The organism is Mesorhizobium sp. ArgA1 (assembly GCF_053714375.1).
Genome location: NZ_JBSKBQ010000001.1, coordinates 909018 through 922691, shown reverse-complemented (window position 1 = coordinate 922691; position 13674 = coordinate 909018). Strand labels below are relative to the sequence as shown.

The window sequence follows — 13674 nt, the reverse complement described above, 5'->3', positions numbered from 1 at the left end:
TGGGAGGACCTTGATGAGCAGCAGCGACCAGCAGCCGGCGCCCCCGCGCCTTGCCATGCCCGAATTGTTGATCGGCATCGGGCTTCTCGCCTGCGCCGCGGCCGTTGCCTGGCAGACCCTGGCGATTCCGGTGTCGCCGCTCTATTCAAAGGTCGGGCCGACCGTCTTTCCCTACATCACCATGACCGGCATGATCGTGCTTTCGCTGCTGCTCATCCTCGCCGCGCTGCGCGGAGGTTGGCAGCCGCAGGAGGAGAAGGAAACACCGACCGACTGGAAGGCGATGGGCATCGTCGTTGCCGGGCTGGTGGCAAATCTGGTGCTGATCCAGCCGGTGGGTTTCACCGCCGCCTCCGTCATCATGTTCGTGCTCGTCTGTTACGGCTTCGGCAGCAAGCACACGCTGCGTGATGCTCTCACCGGTCTGATCCTGGCGCTTGCCGCCTATTTCGGCTTTGCCAGGGCGCTCGGCGTCAACATCGGCGCCGGCTTCATCGAAAACCAGCTGAACACGGTGATCGATGCGATCATCGCCACGTTGAGGGGCTGACGCCATGGAGACGCTCAGTCATCTCGGTCACGGATTTTCCGTCGCTTTCTCGCCGATGAATCTGTTGTGGTGCCTGGTCGGCACCACGCTCGGCACCGCCATCGGCGTGCTGCCAGGCCTCGGGCCGGCACTGACCATCGCGCTTTTGTTGCCGATCACCTACCAGGTGGCGCCGGAGGCCTCCTTTATCTTGTTCGCCGGTATCTATTACGGCGCCATGTATGGCGGTTCGACGACGTCGATCCTGCTCAACACACCGGGCGAAAGCGCCACCATCGTCACCGCCCTGGAAGGCAACAGGATGGCCCGCTCCGGTCGCGGCGGCGCGGCATTGGCGACGTCGGCGATCGGCTCGTTCGTTGCCGGCACCATCGGCACGATGGGCGTTGCCTTCCTGGCGCCGGTGGTGGTGAAGTTCGCGCTGGCGTTCGGGCCGGCCGAATATTTCTCGCTGATGGTGCTCGCATTCATCACGGTGTCGGCAGTGCTCGGCTCGTCGTCGGTGCGCGGCCTCACCAGCCTGTTCATCGGCTTCGTCATCGGCATGATCGGCGTCGACCTGCAGACCGGCCAGCCGCGCTTTACCTTCGGCATGAACGAACTGCTCGACGGCGTCGATGTCATCATTGCCGCTGTCGGCCTGTTTGCCGTCGGCGAAACGCTGTACATGGCCTCGCGCCGCTATGCCGGCAAGGATGAGATCGTGCCGCTCAAAGGCTCGCTCTACATGACCGCGGCCGAGTGGGGGCGCTCGTGGAAGCCGTGGCTGCGCGGCGCTCTCATCGGCTTCCCGATCGGCGCGATGCCGGCCGGCGGTGCCGAAATCCCGACCTTCCTGTCCTATGCCATCGAAAAGAAGCTGTCGAGGCACAAGGGGGAGTTCGGCACGGTCGGCGCCATCGAGGGCGTTGCCGGTCCGGAAGCCGCCAACAATGCGTCTGCCGCCGGCGTGCTGGTGCCGATGCTGACGCTCGGCCTGCCGACCTCGGCGACCGCTGCGATCATGCTGTCGGCCTTCCAGAGCTACGGCATCAATCCGGGACCGCTGCTGCTGACGACGCAGGCCGATCTGGTCTGGGGCCTGATCGCCAGCCTGTTCATCGCCAACGTCATCCTGGTCATCCTCAACCTGCCGCTGATCGGGCTGTGGGTGCGGCTGCTCAAGATCCCGGCGCCGCAGCTCTACGCCGGCATCCTGGTGTTCGCGACCGTCGGAACCTACGGCATCTCGCAGTCGCCGATCGACCTCATCATCCTCTATCTGCTGGGGGCCGCCGGCTTCCTGATGCGGCGCTTCGATTTCCCGACCGCGCCGGTCATCATCGGCATGATCCTCGGGCCGCTCGCCGAAACCCAGTTCCGCCGGGCGATGACGATCTCGAATGGCGACTGGTCGGTGTTCTACACCCACAAGCTGTCACTGACGCTGCTGACGCTCGCCTTTATCGGGCTGGCCGGTCCGCATATCTGGGCCTTCATCGAGCATCGGCGTCGGCGCGGACCGGAGCATGTGCCGGGCGATGCCTGAGAGATGACCGATCTGCTTGCCGGCATTCGCGTGCTCGACCTGACCAATGTGCTGGCCGGGCCGTACTGCGCCTACCAGCTGGCGCTGCTCGGCGCCGACGTCATCAAGGTCGAGGCGCCGCAAGGCGGCGATCTGGCGCGCCAGCTCGGCGCCTCGCCGGCGCTCAACAAGGCCGGCATGGGCGCGTCGTTCCTGGCGCAGAACGCCGGCAAACGATCGGTGGTGCTCGACCTGAAGAACGAAGCCGATCGAGAGCGCTTCCTCGACCTGGTTGCCTCGGCCGAGGCGCTGGTCGAAAATTTTCGACCAGGCGTGATGGATCGGCTCGGCCTCGGTTATGAGGCATTGAAGGAGGTCCGTCCCGGTCTCGTCTATTGCGCTATATCGGGGTTCGGCCAGACCGGACCGATGCGCGACAATCCGGCCTACGACCAGATCATCCAGGGGCTATCGGGTATCATGAGCATTACCGGCACGCCGGAGACCGCACCGCTGCGGGTCGGCTATCCCGTCGCCGACACACTGGGCGGGCTGGTCGGGGCTTTCGCCATTGCCGCCGCGCTGGTCAAGCAGAAGACGTCGGGCGAGGGCGCGTTTCTGGATGTCTCGATGCTCGAATGCACACTGTCGGCGCTCGGCTGGCCGGTGTCCAACTACCTGACCGCCGGCGTCGAGCCGAAGCCGATGGGCAATGAGAACATGACGGCGGCCCCCTCCGGTGCGTTCCGCACCGGTGACGGCCTGCTCAACATCGCCGCCAACAAGCAGGAGCAGTTCGTCACGCTCTGCCGGCTGATCGGCCAACCAGAACTGGCCGAGGATGCGCGCTTTGCCGAACGCGAGACCCGCAAGCAGAACCGCGCCGTTCTGAAAGGGCTGATCGAGACGGCGCTCGCCAGCGCTTCGGCCGCCGTCTGGGAAGAAAAGCTCAACCGCGCCGGCGTACCGGCGGGCCGGGTACTGACCATCCCGCAGGTGCTTGGCGAGCGCCAGGTGGTCGAGCGCGACATGACCACGCGGTTCCAGGATCTGCCCGGCATGGAGCAGCCGCTGACCGTCGTGCGCGGCGGCTTCATGGTCGATGGCGCCGCGCCGTTGCCAGTCCTGCCGCCACCTGTGCTCGGCGAGCACATGGACGAGGTTTTTTCCGACTTGCCGCCGCGCGCCAGGAGGCGGGCGTGAGCGAGCTTGAGAAAAAAACCGGCCGCGAGCGCGGCGAGGAATGGTGGCAGACCGGCATCATCGAGATGAGCCCCGGCATTATCCGGCTGCGCGGCTATGAAATCCAGGATCTGATCGGCCGCGTCAGCTTCCCGGCAACGATCTGGCTGATGCTGCGCGGTGAGCTGCCAAGCGAAGAGCAGGCGGCTCTGCTTGGCATTGCGCTGGGGGCCGCCGTCGATCATGGGCCGCAGGCGCCGTCGATCGCCATTGCCCGCATGGCCATCACCTGCGGCGTCGGCATTAACAGTGCCATGGCCTCGGCGGTCAATGTGCTGGGCGACGTCCATGGCGGCGCGGGCGAACAGGCGCTTTCCTTCTACGGCGACATCGCCGTGGCGCTCGACACGGGTGCGACGCTGGATGAGGCGGTCTCGGCGCGGCTCGATCGCTTCTTCGCCGAGGAGAAAGGCTATGTGCCGGGCTTCGGCCATCGCTTCCACCCGGTCGATCCGCGCGCGCCGCGGCTGATTGAGGTGACGCGCGATTTTGCCGCGCGCGGCGTCGTCAGCGGGCGCTTCGCCGACATCGCCGAGGCCGTCGAGGCGGGGGTCGCACGGCGCAAGGGCAAGAAGATCCCGCTCAACATCGACGGCGCCACGGCCGTCATCTATGGCGAACTCGGCTTTCCGCCGCCGCTGACGCGCGGTCTGTTCGTGTTGTCACGTTCGGTTGGCATCCTGGCGCATGCGTGGGAGCAGTCGCAGCAGAGCGACCGCAACAAGGGGCCGCTGCCGCGCGAATGGCTGTGGGCCTATACCGGCACGCCCGTGCGGCCGTTTCCCGCTGAAGGTGACGAGGGCAAGTGAGGCTCAGGCCGGGTCCGGCACCGCGGGCAGAGGCGCCGCGAGGTTTGCCATCAGCGTTGAAAGGTCCGGCTCATCGATGAGCAACGCCGCGTCCTGCGGCTTGAGCCATGCCCGCTGGCGGCTTTTGGCCTCCTGCCAGTTGGCCAGTTCCTCGGACACTTCCAAGAGGTAGACGACGACGTCGACGCGCACGAAATTGTGTTCCAGCCGTTTCCAGTAGGAATAGCTGCCGGCCGGTGCCTTGCGTGTCTTGCCGAGCACGCCCGCCTCTTCCCGCGCCTCTATGGTGGCAGCTTTGCGTCCGCTCTTGCCTTTCATCGGCCAGCCCTTGGGCACGATGAAGCGCTTCGTCGTGCGCGACGTTACCAGCATCACTTCGAAATTGCCGTTTTCGTCCAGGCGAAAGGGGATGGCGGCGACCTGGCGAATGCGTCCGCCTCGCCTTGCCTTGCGCACCGCCTTTTTCTTCGTCGTTGCCATTTGCTGAAAACCCGGTCGACGGGCGCACCGCCTGCAAACCCCAAAAATGCCCTCGGGGCAATGAGGCATTTTTTATTAAATAAGTCGACTAAGTAAATTGCCAGCGACCGATATCAACGGCAAACACGCACAATCTGGTTGCCGACGATCTGAATCGGGCAGCTTTGCCTGACAACCGGCACTTCGGGGCGCGGCTGCGGCACAATCCGACGATCCTGCTCGCGGTATTGCTGCTGCTGTTGCTGGAACTGCTGGCGTTGAAAGCTGTTGCGCAACTGCTGCAGCTGATTCTGCTGGATCAGCCGGTTGGCGCTGGGGTTGACGGCCTGCGCCGAGGCAGATTGCACCATGCCGGGCAGCGTCGCCGCCAGCAGTGCAGCCGTCAGAACTGTCGAAAGGCGAAGCACCGACATCCGTTCATTCCCGTACAAAACATGACCTCCCTCTATATAGGGCGTTCGTCCCGATCTGCCATGGGCCGGCAAAATCCCATGAGGAAGCGACCGGCCCGCACTTGACAGAAAGATCGATTGGACCGCTCTGTCGGGCGCGGTCTTCGGGCTCAATGGCGGCCGGCTTGAGGCCCCATCATTCAACCTCGCGCAGCCGATACCCCACGCCGGTCTCGGTGGTGATGTAGCGCGGCTGGTCGGGCGACTTTTCGATCTTTTGCCGGAGCTGGCGGACATAGACCCGGAGATACTGCACGTCGGTCGAATCGCCCCACACCTGCTTCAGCAGGAAATGGTGGGTGAGAACCTTGCCGGCGTGCTGCACCAGGATGCGCAATATGTCGTATTCCTTGGGCGACAGCTTGATCTCCTTGCCATCGACCTTGACGATGCGTTTGACTAGGTCGACCGAGAGATCGCCGGTGTGGAACACCGGCTTTTCCCCCTGCTGCTGGAATTTGTGGCGCAGCGCAACACGGATTCTGGCGACCAGTTCGTTCATTCCGAACGGCTTGGTGACATAGTCGTCGGCGCCCAGTTCCAATGCGGCAACGATGCCGGCCTCATCGGTGCGGCTGGACAGGATGACCACGGGAACGTCGAGCCCGTCGTCGCGCCATTTTCGCAACAGATCGTGGCCACCCATGCCGGGCAGGCCGAGATCGAGCAGGATCAGATCCGGCTTTTGCGTGTCGACGAACTCGATCGCGGCCTTGGCGTTGGGTGCCTCGCTGACCGCATAGCCCTGGCTGCCGAGCCCGACGCGCAGCAGTTTGCGGATCGGCGGCTCGTCATCGACCACCAGTATGCTGACGTTGGAAGTTGTCATGCCGGATCACCAGACGTTTGCCCGTCCGCACTCTGTTCGTCCATGCCGGGCGATTGTGCCGGCCTCGGCATGCGGATGGTGAAAACGGCGCCCGGCCGGTCGCCGCGGTTCGCCGCCGTGATCGTGCCGCCCATCGCCTCGATGAAGCCGCGGCAGATCGACAGGCCGAGCCCGGTGCCGGCCTGGACCTGGTCACGCTTGCGCACGCGGTAGAAGCTGTCGAAGATCCGCTCGAGGTCGGCGGGTGGAATGCCCGGTCCCTCATCCATGATCTGCAGCACGATGGAGCCATTGTCGACCCAGCCCTGCACACGGATGGTTGACCCCGGCGGCGCGTATTTTGCGGCGTTGTCGAGAAGGTTGAACAGTGCCTGCTCGAACAGGACGGGATCGAGCCTCAGCATCGGCAGGTCGGCCGGAATGTCGATCTCGGTCTTGTGTTCGGCAATGATCTTGCGCGCCCGCTGCAAGGCAGAGCCAACGACATCGCCGACATAATGGAGGGCGAAATTCGGCTCCATGGCTCCGGATTCGATCTTGGTCATGTCGAGCAGGTTGGCGATGAAGCGGTTCAGCCGTTCGGATTCATCGAGCACGGTGGTCAGCAACTCGGCCCGATCGTTTTCGGGCAATGAGGGTGCATATTCCCGCAGCGTTCCGGCCGCGCCCATGATGGCCGCAAGCGGCGTCTTCAAATCATGCGAAATCGACGTCAGCAGCGCTGAGCGCAGCCGATCAGCCTCGGCCGCCAGCTTGGCGCGGTCGACATCGGCGACCAACTGGATGCGCTCGATGGCGACTGCCGCCTGGTCGGCCAGCGCATCGAGCAGGCGCTGCTGCTCAGGCGTCAGCAACGGCCCCTGCTTGTCGTTGTCGAGGCCGACGACGCCGATGGCCGTGCGGCCCGTGCGCAAGGGCAGATAGAGGCGCTTGGCGCCGGGCAGCGTGTCGGCGCCACGGCCTGCGGCACGGTTGTGCTCCCAGGCCCAGCGGGCGGCGGCGATGTCGGCCTCGGCCAGTGTGTCGTCGGGCGGATAGCCGGCCTTGACGGTGATCGTGCCGTCCTCCGGCAGCAGCAGCACCACGCGCAGCTTCAGCATCGAGGCGATCTGGAAGGCGGTGGCCCACAGCACGTCATCGAGCGTACCGGCGCCGGCGAGTTTCTTGGAGAATAGGTAGATATCCTCCGTTGCCCGGGCCCGAGACCGGGCGGCGACCGCCTCGCGCTGCACGCGTGCCGTCAGATTGCTGGCGATGACGGCAACGACGAGAAAGACCGCGAGCGCCACGATGCTTTCGGGATCCCGGATCGTCAGCGTGTAGCGCGGTTCCAGGAAAAAAAAGTTGAAGGCAAGGGCACTGACGAGACAGGCGTACAGAGCCGGCCACAGACCGCCGGTCACCGCTGACGTCAGCACCCCGATCAGAAAGATGATCGCGAGATTGCGAACGTCGAGAAACTGGTCGAGAATGGCCGCGAAGCCGAGCGAGCCGGCAACGAACGCCGTGGCCTTGAGATAGGGCCAGATATCAAACTGCCACTGCTCGTCCGCTGTCTTGACGTTTCGCGAGGCCGCGTCGTTGCCGCGCTCGTTTCCCGAAATGACATGGACGCTGATGTCGCCGGCGTTGCGGATCAGATCGTAGGTGAGCGATCCCTCGATCAGTTCGCGCCAGCGCGAACGGGTCGGCCTGCCGACGACGATATGGGTGAAGTTGTTCGCGGTGGCGTGGCGCACGATATCCTGGGCGACGTTCTGGCCCGGTATGGTCGTCACCTCGGCGCCGAGCTGCTCGGCCAGGCGCAACAGCGTCGCCAACCGGTCCTTGTCCTCCTCCGACATGGCGGCCGAACGCGGCGTGTCGACATGCAGCGCCGTCCAGGGGGCGCGCAGCCGGTCGGCCAACCGGCGCGCATAGCGGATGCGGGCGGCTCCGCCCGGACGTGCGTCGACGCAGACGAGCACCCTTTCGCCCGCCGCCCACGGGCCCTGGATGGCGTGCGACTGCATGTGGTTGAGCAGCTGCTCGTCGACGCGCTGGGCAGTGCGGCGCAGCGCCAGTTCGCGAAGCGCCGTCAGATTGCCGGGCGAGAAATAGTTTTCGACCGCACGCTGGGCGGTGTTGGGGAAATAGACCTTGCCTTCCTTCAACCGCTTGATCAGGTCGTCGGGCGTGAGGTCGATGATCTCGATGTCGTCGGCTTGGTCGATGATGGAATCGGGGACCGTTTCACGCACCCTGACGCGGGTGATCTGCGCCACGACGTCGTTCAGGCTCTCGACATGCTGGATGTTGAGCGTGGTGTAGACGTCGATGCCGCGTGTCAGTATTTCCTGGACGTCGAGATAGCGCTTAGGGTGGCGGCTGCCCGGCGCGTTGGTGTGGGCGAGCTCGTCGACGAGCACGAGGGCGGGGCGACGGGCGAGGATGGCGTCGATGTCCATCTCGTCCAGCACGCGGTCCTTGTAGCTGACCTTCTGGCGCGGGATGACCTCGTAGCCGTCGACCAGCGCAAGGGTTTCTTTACGGCCGTGGGTTTCGACGATGCCGATCACCACGTCGACGCCGTCGGCCAGCCTGGCGCGGCCGGCCATCAGCATCTCGTAGGTTTTGCCGACACCGGGTGCTGCGCCGAGAAATATCCGCAGACGGCCGCGCTCTTCCCGTTCCGCATGCTCGAGCAGTGCGTCCGGAGAGGGTCTGTTGTCGTTGCTTCTGTCGTCCGGCATCAGGCTCGATCATGAACGGCGCCGGGGATGGTGTCGATCCCCGACGCCAGGCTTCAAAGACTGTCTCTCACTTGGTATCGTCCAGCGCCAGGTTGAGCGCCAGCACATTGACGACCGGCTCACCGAGGAAGCCGAGTTCGCGGCCTTCGACGTGGCTGTCGACAAGCGCCTTGATGCTGGCCTCGTCGATGCCCCTGGCCTTGGCCACCCGAGCGACCTGGAAATAGGCGGCCTCGGGGCTGATGTCGGGGTCAAGGCCGCTGCCTGAGGTGGTGACCAGATCGATCGGCACCGGCTGGTCGGGGTTTTCCGCCTTCAGTTTTTCGGCGTCGCCCTTGATGCGGTCGATCAGCTTGGGGTTGGTCGGGCCGAGATTGGAGCCGCTTGAGGCGGCGGCGTTGTAACCGTCGCCGGCAGCCGACGGGCGGCCATGGAAATACTTGTCGCCGGCAAAGCCCTGGCCGATCAGCAAGGAACCGATCACCTTGCCGTCCTTTTCGATCAGGCTGCCATTGGCCTGGTGCGGAAACAGCGCCTGCGCGATGCCGGACATACCCAGCGGATAGATCAGGCCGGTCAGCACGGTGAAAAAGACAATCATGACGATTGCGGGTCTTATCTGGGTGAGCATGAAATTGGGTCCTTAAGCGAGGCCGAGGCCGGTGACGATCATATCGATCGCCTTGATGCCGACGAACGGGACGATGATGCCGCCGAGGCCGTAGACGAGCAGGTTGCGGCTGAGCAGGGCGCCGGCGCCGATGGCGCGGTATTTGACGCCTTTCAGTGACAGCGGGATCAGCGCGATGATGATCAGCGCGTTGAAGATGATCGCCGACAGAATGGCGCTCTGCGGCGTCGCCAGATGCATGACGTTGAGCGCCTGCAGCGGGCCGGTCATCTGCCCCGGCGCGACGTAGAAGACGGCGAACATGGCCGGGATGATGGCAAAGTATTTGGCAACGTCGTTGGCGATCGAGAAGGTGGTCAGCGAGCCGCGCGTCATCAGCAGCGCCTTGCCGATCTCGACGATCTCGATCAGCTTGGTCGGGTCGCTATCGAGGTCGACCATGTTGCCGGCCTCGCGCGCGGCGACCGTGCCGGTGTTCATGGCGACGCCGACATCGGCCTGGGCAAGGGCCGGCGCATCGTTGGTGCCGTCGCCGCACATGGCGACCAGCTTGCCCTTGGCCTGTTCGTCGCGGATCAGCTTCAGCTTGTCCTCGGGCGTGGCCTGGGCAAGGAAGTCGTCGACGCCGGCTTCGGCGGCGATCGCGGCCGCAGTCATCGGATTGTCGCCAGTGATCATCACGGTACGGATGCCCATCTTGCGCAATTCCGCGAAACGCTCGCGAATGCCGCCCTTGACTATGTCCTTGAGGTGGACGACGCCGAGCAGCCGCCCGTCGCGTTCGACCGCCAGCGGCGTGCCGCCCGCCTTGGCGATCTCGTCAGCGATCGCCTGCAGGTCGCGCAGCGTTTCCGTGGCCGGCCTTGCACCATGGCTGACCGATGTCGCCTGGCTGACATGGGCAAGCACGGAATCGACCGCACCCTTGCGGATCGAAGAGCCATCGATGTCGACACCGCTCATGCGGGTCTGCGCTGTGAAAGGCACGAAGGTGGCATGCAATGTCGCCATGTCGCGGGCGCGGATGGCGTATTTCTCCTTGGCCAGCACGACGATCGAGCGTCCCTCAGGCGTCTCGTCAGCGAGCGAGGCCAGCTGTGCGGCGTCGGCCAGTTCCTGTTCGGTGACGCCTTTGACCGGTCGGAATTCCGTCGCCTGGCGGTTGCCGAGCGTAATCGTGCCGGTCTTGTCTAGGAGCAGCGTGTCGACGTCGCCGGCGGCCTCCACGGCACGACCGGACATGGCCAGCACGTTGAAGCGCACCAGGCGGTCCATGCCGGCAATGCCGATGGCCGACAGCAGCGCGCCGATGGTTGTCGGTATCAAGGTGACGAACAGCGCGACCAGCACGGTCACCGGGATATAGCCGCCGGAATAGGAGGCAAAGCTCGGGATCGTCGTGGTGGCGAGCACGAAGATCAGCGTCATGCCGACGAGCAGGATGTTGAGCGCGATCTCGTTGGGTGTCTTCTGGCGCGCGGCACCCTCGACCAGCGAGATCATGCGGTCGAGGAAGGTGTGGCCGGATGCGGCTGATATGCGCACGCGGATCCAGTCGGACAACACCTGGGTGCCGCCAGTGACGGCCGAGCGGTCGCCGCCGGATTCGCGGATGACGGGTGCGGACTCGCCGGTGATCGCCGCCTCATTGACCGAGGCCACGCCTTCGATCACTTCGCCGTCGGACGGGATGATGTCGCCGGCTTCCACCAGCACGATGTCGCCGATCTTCAGGCTGGTTCCGGGCACCAGCCTGAATTTGGAGCGGTCCTCGCCGGCAAGCAGCTTGGCCTGTGTCTCGGTGCGCGCCTTGCGCAGCGAGTCGGCTTGCGCCTTGCCGCGGCCTTCGGCAACGGCTTCGGCGAAGTTGGCAAACAGCACGGTGAACCACAACCAGATGATGATCTGCAGGGTGAAGGCGAAATCGCCGCCGCCGCCGACGAGGTCCTTGACGAACAGCACGGTGGTGAGCAGCGAGACGACGGCGACGACGAACATCACTGGATTCCTGACCAGGGTGCGCGGGTCGAGCTTGCGGAAAGCGCCGCCAATGGCGGGCACCAGGATGCGGGCATCCATGATGCTTGCGGATTTGGGCTGGCTCATTTTTGGGATCCTGTATCGGTGATGTTGGACGGCGCCGGGTGTTCGGTCTTCGGCAACAGGTGCGGAAGGCCGGTGGCCAGCAGCCACAGCACGGTCAGCACGGCGGCCATGCCGAGAAAGGTTGAAAGCGTCGGGAAAGGACGAGGCTTCTCGTCCCTTCCGTTATCGTCGGGCGCTCCGCTACCGGGCGGGTGATGATCGTGCCGACGTATGTCGCTGAAGCGGGGCATCTCAGAAAGTCTGTCCGTGGACCAGCGCCAGGTGCTCGACGATCGGGCCGACGGCGAGCGCCGGGAAGAAGGTGAGGCCGCCGACGATGATGATGACACCGACAAGCAGTCCGACGAACAGTGTGCTGTCGGTCGGGAAGGTGCCGGCGGAGGCGGGCGCCGACTTCTTCGCTACCAGCGAGCCTGCAATGGCGAGTGCCGGAATGATGACCAGGAAGCGGCCCATCAGCATACCGATGCCGATGGTGATGTTGTACCAGGGCGTGTTGCCAGAAAGGCCGCCAAAGGCCGAGCCGTTGTTGGCTGCCGCCGAGGTGTAGGCGTAGAGAACCTCGGCGAAGCCGTGCGGGCCGCCATTGGCGATCGAGGCTACGGCGCTCGGCAGGACGACCGCGATCGCGGTGAAGATGAGCATAGCCAGCGGTAGGCACAGGATCGCCAGCATCGCCATCTTGACCTCCTTGGCCTCGATCTTCTTGCCGAGATATTCCGGCGTGCGGCCGACCATCAGTCCGGCGACGAAGACGGCGATCACGATGAACATAAGGATGCCGTAGAAGCCGGCGCCGACGCCGCCGACGATGACCTCACCGAGTTGCATGTTGATGAGCGGGATCATGCCGCCAAGCGCGGTGAAACTATCATGCATGGCGTTGACGGCGCCGCAGGAGGCGGCGGTGGTGATGACCGCGAACAGCGCCGAGGCGGCGATGCCGAAGCGCGTTTCCTTGCCTTCCATGTTGCCGCCATTGATGCCCAGTGCATGCACCAGCGGATTGCCGGCGGCTTCGGCCCAGTAGCAGACGATGACGCCGGCGAGGAACAGCACGCCCATCGAGGCCAGGATCGCCCAGCCCTGGCGCTGGTTGCCGACCATGCGGCCAAACACGTTGGTCAGCGCGGCGCCGAGAGCGAAGATCGTCAGCATCTGGAGGAAGTTGGAGATCGCGTTGGGGTTCTCGAAAGGATGCGCGGCATTGGCGTTGAAGAAGCCGCCGCCATTGGTGCCGAGCATCTTGATGGCGATCTGCGAGGCGACCGGGCCGAGCGCGATCGTCTGCTTGGCACCTTCCAGCGTGGTGGCGTCGACATACGGGCCCAGCGTCTGCGGGATGCCCAGCCAGACATAGACGAGCGTCAGCACGATGCAGGCCGGCAGGAGCACATAGAGCGTGCAGCGGGTGAGATCGACCCAGAAATTGCCGATCGACTTGCCCGACGCGCGGGCGAAGCCGCGGATCAACGCGACGGCGATGGCGATGCCGACCGCGGCAGACATGAAATTCTGCACCGTCAGGCCGGCCATCTGCACGAGATAGGACATCGTGCTTTCGCCGCCGTAATTCTGCCAGTTGGTGTTGGTGACGAAGCTGACGGCGGTGTTGAAGGCGAGGTTGGGCTCGACAGCGGTCATGCCCGCCGGATTGTAAGGCAAGACGCCTTGCAGGCGCTGCAGGACATAAAGCACCAGGAAGCTGGCGAGGCTGAAGAAGATGATGCCTGCCGCATAGGTCGTCCAGTACTGCTCTTCGCGTTCGCTGGTTCCAGAGATGTGGTAGAGGCCGCGTTCAACCGGACCAAGTATGGGCGAGAGAAAGGTGCGATCGCCGTTGAAGACGCGATACATGTAGCCGCCGAGCGGCTTCACGAGCAAAACGACGATCCCACAATAGACGAGGATCTGTATCCATCCGTTCAGTGTCATGAGAATAGCTTTCCGTGCCTTGCACCCAGGAGCGATCAGAAGCGTTCTGGGCGAACGAGGGCGTATGTCAGGTAGACGAGCAGGAGCAAGGTCACGCCGCCACCGAGGATGTAATCGACAAGCATGGTGGGGTCCTTCCGTCTAAAGCGCGTCGCAGGCTTTGATGTAGGCGAGGGAAAGGGCGAAAAACAAAACGCCGATCCCGATGACGACAATGTCCATTCTTGTTGTTCCTTGCTGCTGCTTGTACTTGAGCGTCATTGATAGCGGCCAGAAATTCCATGAAAACGATCCGCCGTTTCCCTGGGGATCACGGCGTACGGAGCGTTTTGCTTGGCACGGAATATGGACCCGATCGCCATAAACGTTCGAGACGGGGCCGGGAGGAAAGATATAAAATT

Annotated in this window: 13 protein-coding genes; 4 read left to right on the top strand and 9 right to left on the bottom strand. The window is 64.3% G+C overall.

Annotation, left to right across the window (positions count from 1 at the left end):
- Positions 1-13: 13 nt before the first annotated feature.
- The 4 genes from ACWGTI_RS04465 to ACWGTI_RS04450 are packed head-to-tail and all read left to right on the top strand — an operon-like array spanning position 14 to position 4108.
- On the top strand, positions 14-550 hold the full coding sequence (locus ACWGTI_RS04465) for a tripartite tricarboxylate transporter TctB family protein (protein ID WP_454585987.1): 537 nt from the start codon (positions 14-16) through the stop codon (positions 548-550).
- Positions 551-554: 4 nt separating this feature from the next.
- Positions 555-2078: a tripartite tricarboxylate transporter permease gene (locus tag ACWGTI_RS04460; protein ID WP_454585986.1), complete on the top strand. Its 1524-nt coding sequence runs from the start codon at positions 555-557 to the stop codon at positions 2076-2078.
- A 3-nt stretch (positions 2079-2081) separates the two neighbouring features.
- Entirely contained in the window at positions 2082-3260 is a 1179-nt protein-coding gene (locus ACWGTI_RS04455) for a CaiB/BaiF CoA transferase family protein (RefSeq protein WP_454585985.1), read from the top strand.
- The gene (locus ACWGTI_RS04450) at positions 3257-4108 is read left to right on the top strand and encodes a citryl-CoA lyase (RefSeq protein ID WP_454585984.1); all 852 of its coding nucleotides are present in this window, start codon (positions 3257-3259) and stop codon (positions 4106-4108) included. The genes ACWGTI_RS04455 and ACWGTI_RS04450 overlap by 4 nt, the downstream gene beginning before the upstream one ends.
- A gap of 3 nt (positions 4109-4111) precedes the next feature.
- Here the strand turns inward: ACWGTI_RS04450 and ACWGTI_RS04445 are convergent, their stop codons facing one another.
- The 9 genes from ACWGTI_RS04445 to ACWGTI_RS04405 all read right to left on the bottom strand — a co-directional run bounded on the left by ACWGTI_RS04445 (position 4112) and on the right by ACWGTI_RS04405 (position 13398).
- Positions 4112-4588, bottom strand: coding sequence for an NUDIX hydrolase (locus tag ACWGTI_RS04445; RefSeq protein WP_454585983.1), 477 nt, complete (start codon positions 4586-4588; stop codon positions 4112-4114).
- Between the two features lie 113 nt (positions 4589-4701).
- A complete protein-coding gene (locus ACWGTI_RS04440) occupies positions 4702-5001 on the bottom strand; it encodes a hypothetical protein (protein WP_454585982.1) in 300 nt (99 codons plus the stop codon).
- A gap of 175 nt (positions 5002-5176) precedes the next feature.
- Positions 5177-5869 (bottom strand): response regulator transcription factor, encoded by a 693-nt coding sequence (locus ACWGTI_RS04435; RefSeq protein WP_454585981.1) that lies wholly within the window; start codon positions 5867-5869, stop codon positions 5177-5179.
- Complete coding sequence (locus ACWGTI_RS04430; RefSeq protein WP_454585980.1) at positions 5866-8601, bottom strand: DUF4118 domain-containing protein; 2736 nt, start codon at positions 8599-8601, stop codon at positions 5866-5868. Before ACWGTI_RS04430 ends, ACWGTI_RS04435 begins: the two co-directional genes overlap by 4 nt.
- Positions 8602-8668: 67 nt before the next feature.
- Complete coding sequence (gene kdpC, locus ACWGTI_RS04425; RefSeq protein WP_454585979.1) at positions 8669-9232, bottom strand: potassium-transporting ATPase subunit KdpC; 564 nt, start codon at positions 9230-9232, stop codon at positions 8669-8671.
- Positions 9233-9244: 12 nt separating this feature from the next.
- Positions 9245-11338 carry a potassium-transporting ATPase subunit KdpB gene (gene kdpB, locus ACWGTI_RS04420; protein WP_454585978.1) on the bottom strand — a complete coding sequence of 698 codons (2094 nt, stop codon included), beginning with the start codon at positions 11336-11338 and terminating at the stop codon, positions 9245-9247.
- Positions 11335-11568 carry a hypothetical protein gene (locus tag ACWGTI_RS04415; RefSeq protein ID WP_454585977.1) on the bottom strand — a complete coding sequence of 78 codons (234 nt, stop codon included), beginning with the start codon at positions 11566-11568 and terminating at the stop codon, positions 11335-11337. Before ACWGTI_RS04415 ends, kdpB begins: the two co-directional genes overlap by 4 nt.
- Before the next feature lies 1 nt (position 11569).
- The gene (gene kdpA, locus ACWGTI_RS04410) at positions 11570-13273 is read right to left on the bottom strand and encodes a potassium-transporting ATPase subunit KdpA (protein ID WP_454585976.1); all 1704 of its coding nucleotides are present in this window, start codon (positions 13271-13273) and stop codon (positions 11570-11572) included.
- A 35-nt stretch (positions 13274-13308) separates the two neighbouring features.
- On the bottom strand, positions 13309-13398 hold the full coding sequence (locus ACWGTI_RS04405) for a K(+)-transporting ATPase subunit F (RefSeq protein ID WP_454585975.1): 90 nt from the start codon (positions 13396-13398) through the stop codon (positions 13309-13311).
- Positions 13399-13674 lie beyond the last annotated feature (276 nt).